Here is an 18,406-nt window from a genome sequence, read left to right on the forward strand (position 1 = left end):
GTGCGAGTCCGCGCGGATGACAGGAGAAAGAGTCACCTCCGCGTCGCTCCTCGAATCCCTGCCGCCGGTCTGGCGATTCCAGGTGGCCCGCTGGGCGACCTTCGACGAATGCGCCGCCGGGCTCGACCTGACGCCCGGCGAACTCTCGTGGTTCGCCGACGCGAAGGGGTGGAACAGGCGTGCGGCCGAGCCGGTCCGGCACTACACCTATCGCTGGATCCCGACCGCTTCGGGTGGAGTGCGGCTCATCGAACGGCCGAAACCGCGGATCGCCGAACTGCAACGCCGGATCGTGCGGCACGTCGTCGGCGCGCTGCCGGTGCACGAGGCCGCACACGGATTCCGGCGCGGCCGGTCGCCGATGTCGTGCGCGGTACCGCATTCCGGCCGGGAGACCGTGGTCCGGATGGACCTCGAAGGGTTCTTCCCGGCGGTGTCCGCGCGCCGGATCTCGGCGTTGCTCGCCCTCGCCGGCTATCCGCCCGCCGTGGCCGAAGCGCTGGCGGGCGTACTCACCACGGCCGTTCCGCCGGCTGTCCTCGCGACAGTGCCCGGGGGACGGCGGGACCCGGCGCGTGCGCGGCTGCTGCGCGATCTGGCGGCCACGCATCTGCCGCAGGGCGCGCCGTCGTCGCCCGCGGTCGCGAACGCGGTCACGCACCATCTCGACCGCCGGCTCGACGGGCTCGCGCGAGCACTGGGCGCGACGTACACGCGGTACGCCGATGATCTGGCGTTCTCCGGGGATTCCTTGCCACTGCACCGGTTGCTGCCCGGAGTCCGGCGGATCGTGACCGACGAGGGCTTCCGGCTCCGGGACGACAAGACGTCGATCGCCGCCGCGCACCAGCGGCAACGGGTGGCGGGACTGGTGGTGAACAGTTCGCCCGCCGCGACGCGTGCCGACTACGACGCCCTGCGCGCGCTGCTCCACAACTGCGTCGGGTGACCGGCCCGGAGGAACAGAACCGGGCCGGTCACCCGGACTTCCGCGCCCATCTGCTCGGCCGGATCGGCTGGATCGCCGCGTCTTCGGAGCGCCGCGCGGCGAAGCTGCGCGACTTGTTCGGCGGGATCACCTGGCCGTGAGCGGGTATGCGATCCTGGACGGGTGATCGAGACCGCGGAGGGCCAGCCGGACGAATTCTCAGCGGGAGGGAGCACTTCGAATTTCCGAGAAGCCGTTCTTTCCGAGCAATGGTGGGAAAAACGCAGTTTCGTCGGCTGTGATTTCACCGAGGCGGACCTGCGCGGGCTGCGCACCCAGGGCTGCACCTTCGACCAGTGCGACTTCACCAAGGTCGACTTCGAGGGCTCGCGCCACGAGGCGTCCGCGTTCCGCTCGTGCACCTTCGACCGCAGTGTGCTGGCGAGCACGCGGTGGAGCTCCTGCTCGATGCTTGGATCGTCCTTTGTAGACTGCCGATTCCAGAAGATCGCCTTCACCGAATGCGATCTCTCGCTGGTCTCGCTCAGCAAGGCCCGATTGTCCAAAGTGGACCTCGGTGGCCTGCGGCTGCGGGAGGCGAATCTGCTCGACGCGGACCTGACCGGCGCCGACCTGCGTGGCGCGGACCTCACCGGTGCCCGGCTGGCGGGCGCGAAACTCGACGGCGCGGACCTGCGCGGCGCGCGGCTCGACGCCAACGGCCTGGTGCAGGCGAACCTCTCCGGGGTCCACGTGGACACCGAGACCGCGATCGCCTACGCCGCCGCGCACGGCCTCGTCATCCACTGACCCCGCGTGCTATGAACGGGCCGTTCCTTGCAAAATTTGCAAGGAACGGCCCGTTCATAGCGCTTGAGAGCGCTAGTCGATCGGCGGTTCGCCCGGGTCCAGCTCGATGAGGTCGCCCTCGGCGAGCAGTTCCTCGATGGACGCGGGCAGCAGGTACGCGGACCCGCCACCGGGCTGGTTGAACCACGGGATCGCGACACCGGCGAGGGCTTCGAGCGGCCGCTGCACGCGGTAGACGTGGTACGGCCGGTTCACCCACTCCGGCACGAGCGAGCGCTCCTCGAACGGCGTCCCGGCGGCGTAGGTCAGGTTGCCGTTCGGGCCGCCGAAGCGGTCCAGCTCGCTACCCGCGGGCAGCTCGCGCAGCTCCTTGCCGCGGAACAGCGTCAGCGGCGGCTCCCCGTTGAGCGGCGAGATCGGCCAGTTCTGTTTGGCGTCGGGTGCCCCGGCGTTCGCCGCAGCGGGCGGACGGGCCGGTTCCTCGCGCCGCATCGGCGGCGCAGGCGGCGGCTCACGCCGCGGCGGCGCGGGAGGCACGGGCGGAGGTGACGCCAGCACCGGGTTCGGGCGCGCCGGGGGCGCGGGCGGAACCGGCGCGGGGGCGGGCTCGTCGTCCAGATCGTCCCCGAGCAGCTCATCGGCCGTCGTGAACGCGGTCTGTTCCTGTGCCGGGATCGATTCCCGCGGCGGCACCGGATGCGAACCGGTCGCGATCTCCGGCGACAGCGTCGCCAGCACGGGCGGCGCCGGAGCGGGCTCCTCGACAGGCGGTTCTTCGGCGGCGGGCGGCTCTTCGGGAGGCGGGGCGCCGTTCGGGTTCAGCAGGACCTTGCCGAGCATGAACGCGGCCGCGTCCTCGGCGTCGCCGAACACCGCCGGATTGGTCAGCTTCCCGTCGTACCAGCCGACCCGCCAGCCGCCACCGTCGACCTGCTCGACGCTCCAGCCGTGCTCGGCAGGCGAGCCGATGCGGTAGACGTCGGCGGGCACGTCGAGTTCGTCGAACTTCGCCTGCAGCTCGTTCAGCACCGGCTCCGGGTGCTCGTCGCGGCGCGGGGCCGCTTCCTCGCGCCGCGGCTCGGGCTCCGGGTGGGGCACGGGGGCGGTAGCAAAGGTCCCCCGCTCCTGCGGCGGGCCGTCGACCTGCGTGACCTCGGTGTCCGACGGCGGGGGCACCACGTCCGGCTCCGCGTCGTGCGTGAGGAGGGGCAGCTCGGGACCGGCGTCGGCCTGCTCGACCGGCGTGTAGCCGGTGGTCGCCTCCTCTTCGGGCGGCGCGTACGGCTGGTCTTCCTCCTGCCGGGCGTACGCGTCCTGCTCCTCCTCCAGCGGCGGCTGCTCGTAGGCGCCGGCCTGCGGGACCCGCGCGTACGTGGTCGCCTCCGGGTCGGCGAGCTGCGGCTCGGGTTCGGTGCCCTGCCGCTCCTCGTCGGTGAAGGCGTCCTGCTCGGACGCGTACGGGGCTTCGTAGCCGTCTTCGTACTGCTGCTCGGCGGCGGCCTCGTGGAAGTCCTGCGCCTGGTAGTCCTGGGTGTCGTAGTCGTCTTCGTACCGCTGGGCCTGCTCGGCCTGGTCCGGGACGGTGGATTCGGCGGCGGGGACGGCCGCCGCCGCGGCGACCGGAGCGGCGGCCGCGGCGGCCACCGCGGCCTGGTCCGGCCCCTGCTGCTGCGGTGGCTGTGCGGCCTGGTTCGGGCCGGGGCCACCGGGGCCGGGCTGACCGGGCGCGGCCTGCTGAGGCGGCACCGGGCCGTTCTGCGGCGGACCCTGCGGAGGCGGGCCGGCCGGCGCGCCGTTGTTGGGGCCACCCGGACCGTGGGGACGCTGCTGCTGCGGAGGCTGCTGATTCCCCCGGGTGAGGTACCCCGCCGCGGCCTGCAGCGTCGGGCCGTCGACCTCGGGCAGCGTGAAGTCGTTCTGCCGGACATGCTCGATCAGGTCGAGCTCCGGCGAGACGCCGTACTGGCGCAGGTAGAAGTTCACGGCGGCGGGCCAGATCCACTGCCCGTCGCTGTGGAAGGCGACCGGGACGGTGGCCTCGGGGGTCTGGGCGAGCCGGTCGATGTCGTAGCCGCGTTCGGTGACCACCAGCGGCGCGTGGTCGAGGTACTCGAGCAGCCGGTCCTGCTCCTCGATCTCCAGGTCGGGCCGGTTGATCACCGGGCGCCCGGCCGGGCCGATGGTGTCGAAGATGCGGGCGATGCGGAAATGCGGTCCTGGCTGCTCGGGGCCGAGGCCGGACATGCGCCGGATCAGCCATTCGGGCACGTTCTCCTCGGAGCGGGGGAACATGCGCAGCTCGTCGGAGAGCGCCTGCGGCGGCGGCGCGAGACGCCACTGCGGCTCGTCGCGGTTGTACTCGAGGTTGTAGCTGGACGGGTGGTCGAGCTGGTAACGGGCGTTGAACCAGGTGCCGCGGCCGTCGCGGTACATCCCGGCGCGGAGCCTGCCGAACAGCGTCGCGATGTCGTGCGTCGCGACCCATTCGTGTGAGGAGCCGTCCTCGGTGATGATCTCCCCGGTCATCTCGTGGTACCTGCCGACGGCTCGGTACTCGGCGGTCACCTTCCGCCAATCACGCGGAGCGGCCCGCAGCAGGGCGAGGCCGATCTGTTTGACCAGGGTGTCCTGCTCGGTCGCGTTCAACTGAGTCGTCGGTTGTGCCACGGTCACATTTTGACCGTATCCGCGCTCGTGTGCACCCCGCATGTGGGTTTTGCCGCTATTGACTCGCCGGAAGACGCCCTGACCTGGTGCCGGGTCACTCACCCGGGATACTGACCGAGTGAACCGAATCGCCCGCGAGACCCTGAAGGACGAGGACTGATGGCGGTGGCCGGACAACGGCGTGACCGTGGGGTACTGCTCCGTCACCTGCCGTTCCTGCTGGTGATGCTGGTGGTGGCGGTCGCCGCCCTCCGGATCGGCCAGTACCACTGGCGGCAGGGGGCCGCGCTGATCGGCGGCGCGTTACTGCTCGCCGGGCTGCTCCGGGCGGTGCTGCCCGAGGCGAAGGCCGGGCTGCTGGCGATCCGGGGCAAACCGGTCGACGTCCTGACCTACGGCGCGCTTTCCGTCTTGATCCTGTTCATCGCGTTCACGATCACCGGCGGACCCCTGTCCTGATGCGCGTGAAGGCCCCCTTCCCTCGGCTCAGCCGAGGGAAGGGGGCCTTCACGCGCATTGAGCGCTCAGGAAGCCATCGCGGGGGCGAGCCGGGCTTCGCGGCGGTCCATGCCGCCGGACACCACGGCCAGCGAAAGCCCCAGGACGGCCAGCGACGCACCGACCCAGTTGGGCGCGACCAGGCCGAGCCCACCGGCGATCACCAGGCCGCCGAGGTAGGCGCCGATCGAGTTCGCGATGTTGAACGCCGACTGCACGGCGGCGGAAACCAGCGACGGTGTCCCGCCGGCCTTCTCCATGATCCGCGCCTGCATCATCGGGCCGATCATGAATCCGGCGAGGCCGACGAAGAAGATCGTCACCGCCGCGCCGACCTTGCCGTTCGCGGTGAAGGTGAAGATCGCCAGCACCGAAGCGAGCCCGATCAGCGAGACGTAGAGGCTCGGCATCAGCGCCTTGTCGGCGAGCCTGCCGCCGAGGTAGTTGCCGATCGTCATGCCGACACCCGACAGGGACAGCAGCAGCGTGACGTCGGACGGCGAGTAGCCGGTGACGTCGGTCAGCATCGGCGCGATGTAGGACAGGCAGGCGAACACGCCACCGAGGCCGAAGGTGACGATCGCGAGCGCGAGCCACACCTGCGGACGGCGGAAGGCGCCGAGTTCGCCGCGGAGTGACGGCTCGACCGGTTTGCCCTGGTGGGGGACCAGTTTCGCGATCGCGGCCATGGCGAGCAGGCCGATCACGGCGACGACGCCGAAGGTCGCGCGCCAGCCGACCTTCTGGCCGAGCAGCGTCCCCAGCGGCACACCGACGACGTTGGCCAGGGTCAGGCCCATGAACATCATCGAGACGGCCTTCGCGCGTTCGCCCGGTTTGGCCAGGCTGGACGCGACGACCGCGCCGGCGCCGAAGAACGCGCCGTGCGGCAGGCCGGCGAGGAAGCGGAAGGCGACGCCGAACTCCTGGTTCGGCGAGAGCGCGAAGAGGGCGTTGCCGAGCGTGAACAGCCCCATCATCGCCAGCAGCATCGTCTTGCGCGGCAGCCGGACGGCGGCGGCGGTGAGCAGCGGGGCGCCGACGACGACGCCGAGGGCGTAGCCGGAGATGAGGTACCCGGCGGACGGGATCGACACACCGAAGTCCGCGGCGGCTTCGGGCAGCACGCCCATCATGACGAATTCGGTGGTCCCGATGCCGAAGGCACCGATGGCGAGCGCGAGCAGCGCGACGGGCACGGCTCTCCCTTCGAGGGTCGTACGTGAGTAAACGATTACTCGCCCAGCGTCGCGGATGGGGAGCTGAATCGATTTAGGTCTCGGACACAAAAGAAGACAGCGCGTGCGGCCCCGCTGTCCTGCGTCCAGTTCAACCGATCGAGGGTGTCTTTGTCATCCCGGTTTCAGGTGAGGCTGGCCACCCTCAGCGGCGGGCGGCGAGCACGCCCTGGAGCAGGCCGGGGAACAGTTCGTCGAGATCCTTGCGGCGCAAGGAGTTGTAGCGGGCGGTGCCCTGCTGGCGGCCCATGATGACGCCCGCTTCGCGCAGCGTGCGCAGGTGATGGGTGAGTGTGGACTTCGTCACGGCGACGTCGAATCCGCTGCACGAGATCTCGGTCTCGGAGCCGGCCAGCTGGCGGACCATGTCGAGGCGGACCGGGTCCGCGAGCGCGGCGAGGACCGCCTCGATCCGGATCTCGTCCTGATCGGGATAGACGTACTGCTGCGTCGCGGCCATCCGTCCATAGTACGACGCCTCTCGAACTTCCCGCGAGTTCGTAGTACGGTCTCCATCGAACTACGACAACCATCGAACAACGACCCCCATGTCGCCTTTAGCGGGCTAAACGCGATCCGGCGCCGACCTGCGTTTCGCGGGCTAAACGCGATCTGTGGGGTCTGGAGCTGGGGAGTCATGACTTTCGCACCACCCAGGACCGCGGTGCTGGCGCTCGGGACCTTCGCGGTCGGCACCAGCGGCTACGTCGTCGCCGGGCTGCTGCCCGCGCTGACCGGCGAGCTCGCCGTGTCCGAGACCGCCGCCGCCCAGCTGGTCACCGCCTTCGCCATCGCGTACGCGGTCGGCTCACCGCTGTTCGCCGCGATCACCGGCCGCTGGGAGCGCCGCACACTCCTGGTCGCCGCCCTCGTCGTCACCGCCATCGGCAACGCCCTCGCCGCCGTCGCGCCCGGCTACGTGACCCTGCTCCTCGCGCGGGTCGTCACCGCGATCGGCGCCGCGGTCTTCACTCCGGCCGCGAGCGCCGTCGCCGCCGAACTCACTTCGCCCGAACGCCGAGGCCGCGCGGTCGCGCTCGTCTTCGGCGGGCTCACCGTCGCGACGATCTTGGGTGTCCCGCTCGGCAGTGTCCTTTCGCAGAGCGTCGGCTACCAGGCCGTCTTCGCGCTCGTCGCGGCCTTCTCGCTCCTCGGCGCCTTCGCCGTCCGGATGGTCCTGCCCGCCGTTCCGGCGCCACCCCCGGTCCGGCTGGCCGAACGGTTCACCGTCGCCAAGGACCCGCGCGTCCTCGCCATGCTCGGCGCGACCGTGCTCGGCTGCCTCGCGGCCTTCTCCGTCTACACCTTCATCTCGCCGGTCCTGTCCGCCACCGCGGGCGTCCACGGCACGACGGTCAGCCTGCTGCTGTTCGTCTACGGCGCCGGCGGCGCGCTCGGCAACGTCCTCGGCGGCCGCGCGACCGACCGCTGGGGCGCCAAGGGGCCGCTGCTGGTCGTGTTCGGCGGGATCACCGTGGTGCTCGCGCTGCTGCCCCTGGTCGCGACCACCGTCGCGGGCGCAGCGATCGTCCTCTTCCTGTGGGGCCTGGCCACCTGGTCGGTGAATCCGCCGATCCAGCACCGGCTGATCGAGCTGTCCAAGCAGAACGCCGGGCTCGTCCTCTCGCTCAACGCGTCCGCGATCTATCTCGGCGTCGGCCTCTCCGGCCTGGTCGGGGGAGCGGTGCTCAGCGGCGGCGGGCCGCTCCTGCTGCCCGAGATCGCGGCGGCGCTGACCGCGCTCGGCGCGGCCGTGGTCGTGGCGGGCTGGCGGAGCCGCGTGAAGCAGCCCGCCATGGCCGAGTGACGCCTACTCGGCGCGCGTCTGGACTTCGCAGTCGGGGCCGGGGAACACCAGCCCTTCGTGTCCGTCCGCGAACCGGAGGAGATACGGCGGGGCACCGTGTTCGCCGCGTACCTCCAGGATCTCGCCGCGTTGTTCGGCCGAGCCCACCGTGCGTCCGTGCACGTGGATCTCGTCTCCGACGGTCGCCTGCATGAGAACCACCTCCGACGTTTCAAGGTTAGGAGCGTCGGAGTGATCCCGCTACAGTGTCGGCATGATCCTCGAAATCCTTGGAGGCGCGACGCCTCGCCTCCGGTGAGCCCGTCGATCCGGGTCCGCGCGCCCTCGGAGCTGCGTGCGGCCCGAAGAAGGAAAGCCCATTCCTGCTGGGGACATCTCGTCGCGGCACCGCTGTGGCCACTGCACGGCGCGAACCTCGGCACTCTGCTGCGGACCTGCGACGCCGTGGGCGCTTGCCTTGCCGTACCGAGGTTTCCGTGGGTGCCGGAGGCGCTGCGCCGGGGGAACACGTTGCGGCGTCCGGCTTGTGTGCACTGGGTGCACGATCCACCCGGCTGGCTGACGCGGGAGAAGGCGGCGGGCTCGGCGATCGTCGGCGTCGAACTCGCCGACGAGGCCGTGCGTCTCGCCGATCTCCCGCCCGCTCGTGGCCGGACGATCGCCGTGCTCGGTCATGAGCAGCAGGGGATTCCGCCGGACGCGCTCGACCTTCTCGACACCGTCGTCGAAATCCCCATGGTGGGTACCGGTGCGAGTCTCAACGTCGCCGTCGCCGGCAGCCTGGTCCTCTACAAATTGGCGGGCCTGCTGTGACCGTCGCCGATAAGCTGCCCGGATGACCGACGTACTCGACAAAGTCGCCGGGAAGAGCGGCGAATTGGTGCTCCGCCGGGCAGGAGACGACTTCGAGGTCATCGCCAACGGCGTCTTCCTGATGGACACCCGGAACGGTGAATCCGAACGGTTGCTCGTGTCGGTGGCGGCGGACCTGGTGCCCGGCAGGTCCCGGATGCTGATCGGCGGTCTCGGCGTCGGCTATTCGCTGCGCGCCGCGCTGGATCATCCCGGCGTCGGCGAGGTCGTGGTCGTCGAGCGAGAGCCCGCCGTGATCGGCTGGAATCGCGAGGGCCCGCTCAGGGCCGTCCATGACGACGCCCTGTCCGACGAACGGGTCACCGTGGTCGAGGCCGATCTGGTGAAGTGGCTGCGCCGGACGGAAGAACGGTTCGACGCGCTGTGCCTCGACATCGACAACGGTCCTGAGTGGACGGTCACCGACGGCAACGCGAAGCTCTACCGGGACGAAGGGCTCGACATGCTCGCCGAACGGCTGCGGCCCGGCGGCGTGCTCGGGGTGTGGAGCGCCGAGTCGGTGCCGTCGTTCACGAAGCGGCTCCGTGCGCGGTTCGGAGAGGTGCGGGAGCTGAAGATCCCGGTGCCGCAAGGGGAACCGGACGTGCTGTGGTTCGCGCGGGTGTAGCGGACGCCGCGCGGGTCAACGCCCGCTGGTGCGACACCGTATGCCGGACGGGCACCTTCACCGCCCGCGTCTGGAAATCGGCGTGCCGGACCCCGCCGTTGTATCCCGACGCGATGACTCTGACCCCGGACGCGACAGTGGCGGAAGTACTGGACGGGATCGACACGTCGCCGGGCTGCGCGGTGAAGGACAGCTTCGGCTGCTTGGATCTCGCAAGCGAAGGTTTCGAGGTGCTCTTCGAGGCCACCTGGATCACGCGGATGGCCGACGTGCCGCTCGAACCGGGCTGGTCCCGGGTCGACGATCCCTTCGAGGATCCCTCCGTCGCCGTGTGGTCGAACGGGGTCGCCGGAGTGACGGCCAACCGGGACGGCGCCTTCGCCGGACTGTCCAATTTGTACACTCAAGACGACTTGGACGACGCCTGGCGCGGCGCGACCTCGGCCGTCGCGGCGAGCTTCCCCGGCTTGCCGATCACCGGCTACGAGCACGGTGAGGATCTCGACGCCGCCCTCCGCAACGGCTATACGGCGCTGGGGCCGCTGCGGGTCTGGCTGAAATGATCGCCGTATGGAGATCACGACCTGGCACCTCGAGCAGACCTCGCCGGACGAGCTGAGCGCGGCGAAACCGCCGGCCGTCCCGGTGACGGTCACCCGCGCCGAGCTGGTCAGCCCGGAACTGAACCGCTACCTCTACACCGCCGTCGGCGGCGACTGGTTCTGGATCGACCGGCTCGGCTGGACGTGGACGCGGTGGGTCGAGTGGCTGGACAGGCCGGGCGTCGAGACCTGGGTGGCGTATGCGCAGGGGACACCGTGCGGGTACTTCGAGCTCGACGGCACTGTCAACGGCGAAGTAGAGCTCGCGTACTTCGGCCTGATGTCGTCTTTCGTCGGCAAGGGCGTCGGCGGGCACCTGCTGACCGTCGCGCTGCGGGAGGCGTGGGCCCTCGCGGAGCGCTGGCCGGGCAAGACGCCGACGCGCCGCGTCACGGTCCACACCTGCACCACGGACGGCCCGGCCGCGCTCAAGAACTACCAGGCACGCGGCTTCCGGCTCTTCCGCACCGAGGTCGAGCAGGCCGAGCTGCCCGCCGAGACACCGGGGCCGTGGCCCGGCGCGGGGAAGAAGTAGCCGCCGGCTCAGACCGTCTTCATCATCCCGCCGTCGATCACCAGATCCGCACCGCTCATGTTGGCCACCTTGCCCGAGGCGAGGAACACCACGAGCGCCGCGATCTCGCCGGGATCGGCGAACTCGCCGGTCGAGGTGCCGACGGTGGCGGGCAGCCGGTCCTTGAACGTGTCCAGCGTGGCCCCCGCTCGCTGGGCGATCATGTCGCCGGGACCACCGGGTGACGTCCACAGGTCGGTCCACACCGGGCCGGGCGAAATCGTGTTCACCCGCAGCCCTTGACCGCCGAATTCCTCGGCGAGCGCCTTGCCGAGGTTCGACACCGCGGCCTTGACCGCGGATTGCGCGACCAGCCGCGGCTGGGGCAGTTTCGCGTTGACGGAACTGATGTTGATCACCGCGCCGCGGCGTTCCAGCAGGCTCGGCAGCGCGGCCCGCGTGGCACGGACGTTCGACATGAAGGTCACGTTGAAGGTGTGCAGGAACGCGTCGTCGTCGAGCTGAAGGAAACCGCCGGGCGGCGTCGACGTGCCCGCGACATTGTTGACCAGCAGGTCGATCCCGCCGTGCTGGTCGAGCGCGTGCCGCACGACGCGGGCGGGCTCGTCGGGGTGGCCGAAGTCGGCCTGGAGCGCGTCCGGGGTCAGCTCCTTCAAATCGGCGGTGACGGTGCGGCTGCCCGCCACGACCGTGTATCCGTCTTCGACCAGCGCGCGAACGATCGCCAGGCCGATCCCCCGGCCGGCTCCGGTGACTACGGCGACACGTGCCGCCTCGGTGGTCATCCGGCGGTCGCCTTCGCGGCTTCTTTGGCCGCCTTCTTGAAGGCGCGGACTTCGGCGAGGGTTTCGGGGCTGGTGACGTCGGCGATGGAACGGCGGGAACCGCGGTCGCCGTACGCGCCGGCGAGGGCACGCCAGCCTTTGGGCTGGACGCCGAGCTGTTTGCCGAGGAGCGCGAGGAGGATCTTCGCCTTTTGCTCGCCGTAGCCGGGAAGGGCTTTGAGGCGTTTGAGAACCTCTTCGCCGTTGGGTTTCGGTCGCCCGGCCGTCCAGATCGCGGCGGTGTCGCCGTCGTAGTGCTCGATGATGTACTGGGCGAGGGTTTGGACCCGCCGGGCCATGGAGCCGCCATAACGGTGGATGGCCGGTGGGGTGACGCAGAGTTCGACGAAGGTCTCGGTGTCGGCTTCGGCGATCTTGTGGATTTCGAAGCCGTCCATCCGGTCGGCGATCTTCTTCGGCCCACGGAAGGCGTGTTCCATCGGATACTGCTGATCAAGCAGGAGCCCGGTCACCAGGGCGAACGGATCGTCGTTGAGCAGCTTGTCGGCATCGGCGTCGCCGGTCAGTCGGAGCTCGTTCGGCATGGCGTCATCTTCTCAGATCAGAGGGGCCGCGTCCGGCGCCCAGGATCTCACGACCGGCCCGATGCGCGCGTCCTCATCCGTGCGGATCCACCAACAGGTCCGCGGCCGCCGTGGTGACGGCGGCCGACACCGCCGCCAGCGCGGGGGAGTCGAGTTTCCACTGCTGCCAGAACAGCGGTACGTCGATCGGGTGATCGGGGTCGAGACAGACGAAACTGCCGTCACGCAGCCGGTCGCCGATCTGCGCGAGCGGCACCATGCCCCAGCCCATGCCGGCCGCGACGGCGTCGAAGAACCCTTCGGACGACGGGACGTAGTGCCGCAACCTGCTCGCGATCGTGCCGCGCTCGCGAGCGAAGCGGTCTTGGAGGTCGTCGCGGCGGTCGAAGACGACGACGGGTGCTTCGGCGAGGTCGAGGTCCGTGCCGAGTGCCGGGCTCACGACGGCCAGGTAGCGCATGTGCCCGAGCCGGTGGACCGAGCACCCGGCGACCGGATCGGGTGACGACGTCACGGCGGCCATCACCAGGCCCTCCCGCAGGAGGGTCGTGGTGTGGTCCTGATCCTCGCGATGCAGTTCGAAGCAGATCTTCTGCTCGGGCGGCACCCTCGTGAGGGCGGGCAGGAACCAGGTCGCCAGCGAATCGGCGTTCACCGCGATCGTCAGCCGGACCGGCTCGTCGCCGGTGGTCAGGCCGAGTTCGGCGCGGGTGTCGGCCTCCAGCAGGGCCACCTGACGGCCGAATCGCACCACCGCCTGCCCGGATTCGGTCAGCCGCACCGGTTTCGTGCGGATCAGCAGGACCCGGCCGGTGCGCTGTTCGAGCGCCTTGACGCGCTGGCTGATCGCCGACGGGGTCACGTGCAGCGCCGAAGCCGCCGCGTCGAACGTGCCTTCGTCGGCGACCACCAGCAGCGTGCGGACCAGGTCGAGGGGCAGATCTGTCATCACGAGCGCTAATCTTACGTAAGAATCTTTAGCTGTACTGTTGACGATTCGCTTCCTAGGGTCGTCCGTATGGGAGACGTTCTGTTCAGCGCGGTCGCCGGGTTCGGCGCCACCATGGCCCTCATCGTCGCGATCGGCGCGCAGAACGCCTTCGTGCTGCGGCAGGGCATCCGGCGTGAAGCCGTGCTCGTCGTGGTGCTGATCTGCATCTTCTCGGACGCCATCCTGGTCAGCCTCGGCGTCGGCGGGGTCGGCGCGCTGGTGGGGACGTCACCCGAAGCACTGACGATCGTCGCGCTGGTCGGCGGCGCCTTCCTGCTCTGCTACGGCGCTCTCGCCGCCCGTCGCGCGTTCAAACCGTCCACGCTGGAGACCGGCGGCCCGGAGACCGGCGGATCGATGCGCCGCATCGTGCTGACCACACTGGCGATCACCTGGCTGAACCCGCACGTCTACCTCGACACCCTCCTCCTGCTCGGCGCCATCGCGGCCGGACACGGCAGCGACCGATGGGCGTTCGGCGTGGGCGCGGTGTCGGCCAGTGTGCTCTGGTTCCTCGCGCTCGGTTTCGGCGCGCGGCTGCTCAGCGGGTTCTTCCGCAAGCCGTCGTCGTGGCGGGTGCTGGACGGCCTGGTCGCGGCGACGATGATCGGCCTGGGTGTGGCGCTGGTGGCCGGGGCCTGATCACGGCAAGCGGGCCAGCTCTTCGGCGGTGAGCACGAGATCGGCCGCGGCCGCCGAATCCCGGATGGTCGCGGGCCTCGTCGAGCCGGGGATCGCGATCATCGACGGCGACTTCGCGAGCAGCCAGGCCAGGCAGACCTGGTGCGGGCTGACCCCGCGTTCCTCGGCCACGGCGAGGAACTCCCCGTCGATGCCGCGGAGCGGACCCCACGGCAGATAGGCGAGCCCGAGCTCGGTGCACAGCGCCAGCTCCGGTTCGTGCACCAGCTGCGCGGGCGCGTGTTCGTTCTGCACCGAAACCAGGGTCTCGCCGAGGATCTCCCGTGCTTCGAGGATCTGTGCCCGGGAGACGTTGGAGATCCCGGCGAGCCGGATCTTGCCTTCGTCGGCGAGGTCCTTGATCGCGCCGACGGACTCCGCCCACGGCACGTTCTCGTCGGGCTTGTGCAGCTGGTAGAGCCCGATCGCGTCGACGCCGAGCCGTTTCAGGGAGCCCTCGCAGGCGTTCCTGAGGTGCGCGGGAGTCCCGGTGACGGTCCACGAGCCGTCACCGGGACGGCCGCGACCGCCCTTCGTCGCGACGAGCACCGCGTCCGATCCACTGTGGACGGACAGGGCGGCGGCGATCAGCTCCTCGTTGTGCCCGATTTCGCCCGCGTGCCAGTGGTAGGAGTCGGCCGTGTCGATCAGCGTGACACCGGCGTCGATCGCGGCGTGGATCGTGACGATCGCTCGGTCGCGATCCGGCCGGCCCTCGATCGACAGGGGCATCGCGCCCAGCCCGATCGCGCTCACTTCGACGTCTCCGATGCTGCGGTAACGCATGGGGGTCATGCCTTTCTGGCGTCTTCGATGGCTTCGCTGAGCCAAGCGGTGGTGGCGGAGAACGAAAAGCCGAGGCTGGCAGCGCGCGAGGTGTCCAGGACGGCGTACCGGTCGAACGAGAACGGGGAGGCGTTCCGCTCGACGACCCGGAATCGGGGCTCCGTGCTGATAGCGGCGGCGAGATCGAGCGCCGACAGTTCGCCGTGCGAGCCGGCGTTGACCGGGCCGGTGAAGTCCGCGAGCGTGGCCCAGGTCAGGAAATCCGCGATCTCACTCGCGTGGATGAACGTCGAGGGGCGCGGATCCGCGTGGACGTCCACAGCGTCTCCCGCGTCCAGCCGTTCGACGTAATGGCGCAGCCGTCCGGTGAAATCCTCGCCGCCGAGGACGTGCGCGACGCGCACCGAAGCGAACGGTGTGTCCGCCGCCGCGAAGACCGTTTCGGCCTGGCGCTTGCCTTCGCCGTAGTCGTACTCGGGAAGTTCGGGGTCGACGTTCACCGGGGCGACCAGCGATTCGGTCATCGGCGTCTCCGTCCGGATCCGGTCGTAGACCTCGATCGTGGACGTCATCACGTAGCGGTCCGTGCGGAGGACACGGCGAGCGATCTCCGCCTGGACCGGCGTGTAGCAGACCTGGTCGAGAACGACGTCGAAGGAACGGGAACCCAGCGCGGCCTTCAGCCCGGCTTCGTCGTCGCGGTCGGCGATCAGGTGGGCGACGCCGCCGGGAGCGGGCGCGGACCCGCGGTTGAGGACGGTGACGTCCGAACCGGCGTCGCGCAGCCGCTCGACCACCCCGCGGCCGAAGTACCGGCTTCCGCCGAGAACGAGCACTTTCGTCATGTCCACCAGTGTTACGGTGGCGATCCGAGTGGTTGAAGGGGAGAACATGGGTGAAACAGCGGAATCGCTGAAAGATTCTCGGTTGAATCGAGGATCCACCGAAAGTTCACTGGACGTGATCGACCGGCGACTCCTCGAACTTCTCCAAGAGGAAGGCCGCATCACCCTGAGCGAGCTCGGGCGGCGTGTTTCGCTGAGCCCCGCGGCCGTCGGCGAGCGCGTCAAACGGCTCGAAGCCGACGGCACGATCACCGGCTACGCGGCGCTCGTTTCGCCCACCGGGGTCGGCCTGGGCCTGCGGGCGTTCGTGCGGATGGCGCCGCACAGCGGGTTCACCGTCCGGCACCCGCGCACGCGGAAGATCATGGACCGGCCGGAGATCCTCGAACTCCACCACGTGGTGGGCGAGGACTGCTGGATCCTGAAGATCGCCGTGCGCGACACCGGTCACCTGGAAGAGCTGCTGGAGGATCTTTCCGTACTGGGCGCCACGACGACGTCGATCGTCATGTCCAGCCCGATCGAACGACGGGTTCTGCTGCCCTTGTGATGCATCACAAGAACTGTCGGGTAAGTCTGGTGGTTCTCCTGGTTCCGGACGTCGATTTGTGACGCATGATGACTCGCATCACATACTGACGAGTAACCGGAGGCGGGAATGCGGGCCAGAAGGATCCTCACCACGGTCGCCGCGGCCTTGACGTTCACGATCGCCGTCCCGGCGGCGGCGAGCGCGGCGCCGTCGAGCGGCTGGAACGACTGGTCGTGCCAACCGAGCGCGAGCCATCCCGAGCCCGTGGTGCTGGTGCACGGCCTCGGCGGCAACGCGACGACCAACTGGTTCTACCACGCGCCGAAGCTCAAGAACGCCGGTTACTGCGTCTATTCGCTGACCTACGGCGCCACTGTCCTGGGTGGACAGTTGTTCGGCGGGCTCGCCTCCATGCGGAAGAGCGCCGTCGAACTCGGCGCGTTCGTCGACCGCGTGCGAGCGAGCACCGGCGCGGACAAGGTCGACATCGTCGGGCATTCCGAGGGCACGACGATGCCCGCGTACTACCTCAAATTCGAGGGAGGCGCGGAAAAGGTGAAGCATTTCGTCGGCTTCGGCTCGAACTTCAAAGGCACCACGCTCAACGGCTTCTCCAGTCTCGCCAAGGCCGTGCTGTCGCTGCCCGGCGTCGACCTTCTCGCCGACGGCGTGTGCGGAGCGTGCCGTGAATACCTCGCGCCGTCGGACTTCCTCGACGACCTCGCCCGCGACGGCGTGACCGTGCCGGGGCCGACCTACACGAGCATCGTGAGCCGCCACGATCGGGTGGTCACGCCGTACACCAGCGGGGTGCTGGCCGAGCCGGGCGCGACCGACATCGTGCTGCAGGATCGTTGCGGCGCCGACGTTTCCGGGCACCTGAGCCAGGCGATCGACCCGAACGTGACGAGCCTGATCCTCAAGGCGCTCGACCCGGAGAACGCGCCCGCGCCGAAATGCGTGCCGTTCTTCGCGCCGCTGTAAGGGTCAGGGCCTGGTCGCGTGCACCACGAACACCGACCGGACCCGATCGTCGGTCTCGACGTCGAGGCGTTTCACGGTCACCTCGGTGAAGCCGGCCTCGGAGGCCAGTTCCGCCGCGTCGTCCTCGGTTTCCGGCAGCTTCAGGTCGGTGGGGACGATCGCGGCGAACGCCTCCGACGGCCGGAACGCCGACGCGAGCGGCAGGCTGAAGCCCACCCTGCCGCCCGGGCGCAGCGCCCGCAGCCAGTCGCGGAGCGCGGCCGCGCCGAGGAAGTGCAGGGAAGACGCGCACAGCACGGCGTCGGCGCCCTCGTCCTCCACCGGCGACGGAACCGCGGAAGCGACCTGCCAGGTGATGCGCTTGCCGGGATCGTGTGTCGCCGCCTTCGTCTCGGCTCGGGCGATCATGCCCGGCGAGATGTCGATCGCGAGCACTTCGCCCGGGTCCAGCCGTAACGCGGCGAACGCGGCGACCCCGGTCCCGGTCGCGACGTCGAGAACGCGTTCGGGCGCAGGGCAGCCGAGGCCGTCGACGAGCGCGTCGGCGACCAGACCGTGAAAGGTGTCTTCGTCGTAGCGCGCGGCGATGCCGTCGAAAAGCCCGGCCGCGATCTCCTCGCTCACGACCGCGACCCTATCGGGAAGGCGGCGGCGTCCGGCGAAACCCAGGTCGGCGCGGTGATACCAGGACAGCTCCGCGTCGCCTTCGAGCCAGCAGAGCAGGACGTCGACGCCGTCGAGCTCGGCGGGGAAGTCGATCAGGAGCGGGGCGAACCCCTTCAGCTCCGCGCCCGTCCGCTGGACGGTGGTCATCAGATCGTCCAGCCGGGCCTGCGCGGCCTTCCATTCCGGCATCCCGCCGAGCGGGGTCTCGCGGCCGCCAGGGCGCAGGGACGCGGCGAGCTCGGCCGCGTCGGCGCGGAGGCGGATCAGCTCGTCGAGCACGGGGCGTAGCCGGGCGAGCTCGGCGCGGGCTTCGGGAACGGTGAACAGACCCATGCGCCGATGGTCCCAGCACGCTCAGCGGCGCCGCCGGGCGAGTCTCGACGCGAGGCCGGCGCCGATCAGGAGGAAACCCGTCGCGAGCAGCCCGCCGATGAACAGCCAGCTCGTGACGCCGTACGTGACGTCGTTCTGCGGCAGGTACTTCACCAGCCGGAAGCCCCATTCCGGGACGGCGATCGTGGCCACGCCGGGGGCGACACCCCAGACCAGCCCGCCGAGGATCGGGCCGGTCGCCGAGAGCGCGCCGAGCAGCCCGACCGACAGCAACAGGACCCCGCCGCCGACGAGGAGGCCGATGCTGAGGACGTCACGCTGGGTGCTGAGCGTCGCTTGGACGAGCATCTGCTGCCGCAGGCCGCCCCAGGCCAGCAGGCCGAGGGCGACCGGCGTCAGGATCAGGCCGCCCGCGCCGCTGAGGACGCGACGCACGCCTCGGCCGGCGCGCGGGTCTTCGGGGCTCAGATCGTCGTCGAAGGGCTCGTACGGTTCATACGACTCGACGTCCTCGTACGGCCTTCGCGGATCTCGCGGGCTTTCGGGTTGCTCGTACTCCCCGTACTCCTGGTAGTCCTCGTCGTCGTACTCCGCGGCATACCGGTGCGATGACATCGGCGGGTCACCTCCCTGCACCGGACTACGGACGCCGGC

At 70.0% G+C, this 18,406-nt stretch carries 23 protein-coding genes; 12 read left to right on the plus strand and 11 right to left on the minus strand.

Translation table 11 applies throughout. The annotated features are described in order from the left end of the window. Window positions 1–16 precede the first annotated feature (16 nt). From ACOCEP_RS15305 to ACOCEP_RS15315, 3 genes are read left to right on the plus strand one after another with little or no spacing between them, the layout of a single operon-like run. Window positions 17–949 carry a reverse transcriptase family protein gene (locus ACOCEP_RS15305; RefSeq protein ID WP_482337905.1) on the plus strand — a complete coding sequence of 311 codons (933 nt, stop codon included), beginning with the start codon at window positions 17–19 and terminating at the stop codon, window positions 947–949. Beyond that, on the plus strand, window positions 946–1,089 hold the full coding sequence (locus tag ACOCEP_RS15310) for a hypothetical protein (RefSeq protein ID WP_482337907.1): 144 nt from the start codon (window positions 946–948) through the stop codon (window positions 1,087–1,089). Before ACOCEP_RS15305 ends, ACOCEP_RS15310 begins: the two co-directional genes overlap by 4 nt. A 22-nt stretch (window positions 1,090–1,111) precedes the next feature. Next, window positions 1,112–1,738, plus strand: coding sequence for a pentapeptide repeat-containing protein (locus ACOCEP_RS15315; protein ID WP_482337908.1), 627 nt, complete (start codon window positions 1,112–1,114; stop codon window positions 1,736–1,738). 72 nt (window positions 1,739–1,810) lie between these two features. On the opposite strand, the gene ACOCEP_RS15320 is transcribed toward ACOCEP_RS15315, so the two are convergent. Beyond that, window positions 1,811–4,411 carry a TNT domain-containing protein gene (locus ACOCEP_RS15320; RefSeq protein ID WP_482337910.1) on the minus strand — a complete coding sequence of 867 codons (2,601 nt, stop codon included), beginning with the start codon at window positions 4,409–4,411 and terminating at the stop codon, window positions 1,811–1,813. Window positions 4,412–4,564: 153 nt separating this feature from the next. Here ACOCEP_RS15320 and ACOCEP_RS15325 point away from each other — a divergent pair, with 153 nt between their 5' ends. After that, window positions 4,565–4,864, plus strand: a complete 300-nt coding sequence (locus ACOCEP_RS15325) for a DUF3017 domain-containing protein (RefSeq protein ID WP_482337912.1) — start codon at window positions 4,565–4,567, stop codon at window positions 4,862–4,864. 65 nt (window positions 4,865–4,929) lie between these two features. Here the strand turns inward: ACOCEP_RS15325 and ACOCEP_RS15330 are convergent, their stop codons facing one another. Next, window positions 4,930–6,102 (minus strand): MFS transporter, encoded by a 1,173-nt coding sequence (locus ACOCEP_RS15330; RefSeq protein WP_482337913.1) that lies wholly within the window; start codon window positions 6,100–6,102, stop codon window positions 4,930–4,932. Between the two features lie 184 nt (window positions 6,103–6,286). After that, window positions 6,287–6,601 (minus strand): ArsR/SmtB family transcription factor, encoded by a 315-nt coding sequence (locus tag ACOCEP_RS15335; protein ID WP_482337915.1) that lies wholly within the window; start codon window positions 6,599–6,601, stop codon window positions 6,287–6,289. Window positions 6,602–6,778: 177 nt separating this feature from the next. On the opposite strand from ACOCEP_RS15335, the gene ACOCEP_RS15340 reads away from it, so the two are divergent. Then, window positions 6,779–7,948, plus strand: coding sequence for an MFS transporter (locus ACOCEP_RS15340; RefSeq protein ID WP_482337916.1), 1,170 nt, complete (start codon window positions 6,779–6,781; stop codon window positions 7,946–7,948). Window positions 7,949–7,951: 3 nt separating this feature from the next. Here the strand turns inward: ACOCEP_RS15340 and ACOCEP_RS15345 are convergent, their stop codons facing one another. Next, window positions 7,952–8,140 carry a DUF1918 domain-containing protein gene (locus ACOCEP_RS15345; protein ID WP_482337918.1) on the minus strand — a complete coding sequence of 63 codons (189 nt, stop codon included), beginning with the start codon at window positions 8,138–8,140 and terminating at the stop codon, window positions 7,952–7,954. 102 nt (window positions 8,141–8,242) lie between these two features. On the opposite strand from ACOCEP_RS15345, the gene ACOCEP_RS15350 reads away from it, so the two are divergent. The 4 genes from ACOCEP_RS15350 to ACOCEP_RS15365 all read left to right on the plus strand — a co-directional run bounded on the left by ACOCEP_RS15350 (window position 8,243) and on the right by ACOCEP_RS15365 (window position 10,565). Next, complete coding sequence (locus ACOCEP_RS15350) at window positions 8,243–8,761, plus strand: TrmH family RNA methyltransferase (RefSeq protein WP_482337919.1); 519 nt, start codon at window positions 8,243–8,245, stop codon at window positions 8,759–8,761. A gap of 22 nt (window positions 8,762–8,783) precedes the next feature. Further along, on the plus strand, window positions 8,784–9,428 hold the full coding sequence (locus tag ACOCEP_RS15355; protein WP_482337921.1) for a spermine/spermidine synthase domain-containing protein: 645 nt from the start codon (window positions 8,784–8,786) through the stop codon (window positions 9,426–9,428). 113 nt (window positions 9,429–9,541) lie between these two features. Beyond that, window positions 9,542–9,991, plus strand: a complete 450-nt coding sequence (locus ACOCEP_RS15360; RefSeq protein ID WP_482337923.1) for a hypothetical protein — start codon at window positions 9,542–9,544, stop codon at window positions 9,989–9,991. A gap of 7 nt (window positions 9,992–9,998) precedes the next feature. Further along, the gene (locus ACOCEP_RS15365) at window positions 9,999–10,565 is read left to right on the plus strand and encodes a GNAT family N-acetyltransferase (RefSeq protein WP_482337924.1); all 567 of its coding nucleotides are present in this window, start codon (window positions 9,999–10,001) and stop codon (window positions 10,563–10,565) included. 8 nt (window positions 10,566–10,573) lie between these two features. Here ACOCEP_RS15365 and ACOCEP_RS15370 read toward each other — a convergent pair whose 3' ends face one another. The 3 genes from ACOCEP_RS15370 to ACOCEP_RS15380 form a co-directional block, all read right to left on the minus strand. Further along, complete coding sequence (locus tag ACOCEP_RS15370) at window positions 10,574–11,350, minus strand: SDR family NAD(P)-dependent oxidoreductase (protein ID WP_482337925.1); 777 nt, start codon at window positions 11,348–11,350, stop codon at window positions 10,574–10,576. Next, the gene (locus ACOCEP_RS15375) at window positions 11,347–11,934 is read right to left on the minus strand and encodes an HhH-GPD-type base excision DNA repair protein (protein WP_482337927.1); all 588 of its coding nucleotides are present in this window, start codon (window positions 11,932–11,934) and stop codon (window positions 11,347–11,349) included. The genes ACOCEP_RS15370 and ACOCEP_RS15375 overlap by 4 nt, the downstream gene beginning before the upstream one ends. A 73-nt stretch (window positions 11,935–12,007) precedes the next feature. Next, on the minus strand, window positions 12,008–12,886 hold the full coding sequence (locus ACOCEP_RS15380; RefSeq protein ID WP_482337929.1) for a LysR family transcriptional regulator ArgP: 879 nt from the start codon (window positions 12,884–12,886) through the stop codon (window positions 12,008–12,010). A 66-nt stretch (window positions 12,887–12,952) separates the two neighbouring features. Between ACOCEP_RS15380 and ACOCEP_RS15385 the strand changes: the two genes are divergently transcribed. After that, window positions 12,953–13,567 (plus strand): LysE/ArgO family amino acid transporter, encoded by a 615-nt coding sequence (locus tag ACOCEP_RS15385; RefSeq protein WP_482337931.1) that lies wholly within the window; start codon window positions 12,953–12,955, stop codon window positions 13,565–13,567. Here ACOCEP_RS15385 and ACOCEP_RS15390 read toward each other — a convergent pair whose 3' ends face one another. Together ACOCEP_RS15390 and ACOCEP_RS15395 are read right to left on the minus strand one after the other, a co-directional pair. Continuing rightward, window positions 13,568–14,392, minus strand: a complete 825-nt coding sequence (locus ACOCEP_RS15390; RefSeq protein ID WP_482337932.1) for an aldo/keto reductase — start codon at window positions 14,390–14,392, stop codon at window positions 13,568–13,570. Window positions 14,393–14,397: 5 nt separating this feature from the next. Beyond that, window positions 14,398–15,237: a Rossmann-fold NAD(P)-binding domain-containing protein gene (locus ACOCEP_RS15395; protein ID WP_482337934.1), complete on the minus strand. Its 840-nt coding sequence runs from the start codon at window positions 15,235–15,237 to the stop codon at window positions 14,398–14,400. 115 nt (window positions 15,238–15,352) lie between these two features. On the opposite strand from ACOCEP_RS15395, the gene ACOCEP_RS15400 reads away from it, so the two are divergent. Continuing rightward, complete coding sequence (locus ACOCEP_RS15400; protein ID WP_241783211.1) at window positions 15,353–15,787, plus strand: Lrp/AsnC family transcriptional regulator; 435 nt, start codon at window positions 15,353–15,355, stop codon at window positions 15,785–15,787. Window positions 15,788–15,895: 108 nt separating this feature from the next. Then, entirely contained in the window at window positions 15,896–16,753 is an 858-nt protein-coding gene (locus tag ACOCEP_RS15405; RefSeq protein ID WP_482337935.1) for an alpha/beta fold hydrolase, read from the plus strand. Window positions 16,754–16,756: 3 nt separating this feature from the next. Here the strand turns inward: ACOCEP_RS15405 and ACOCEP_RS15410 are convergent, their stop codons facing one another. Beyond that, window positions 16,757–17,752, minus strand: a complete 996-nt coding sequence (locus tag ACOCEP_RS15410) for a DUF2203 family protein (RefSeq protein ID WP_482337936.1) — start codon at window positions 17,750–17,752, stop codon at window positions 16,757–16,759. A 21-nt stretch (window positions 17,753–17,773) separates the two neighbouring features. Next, window positions 17,774–18,367 carry a hypothetical protein gene (locus tag ACOCEP_RS15415; RefSeq protein WP_482337937.1) on the minus strand — a complete coding sequence of 198 codons (594 nt, stop codon included), beginning with the start codon at window positions 18,365–18,367 and terminating at the stop codon, window positions 17,774–17,776. Window positions 18,368–18,406: the final 39 nt, after the last annotated feature.

The organism is Amycolatopsis sp. CA-211722 (genome assembly GCF_056828465.1).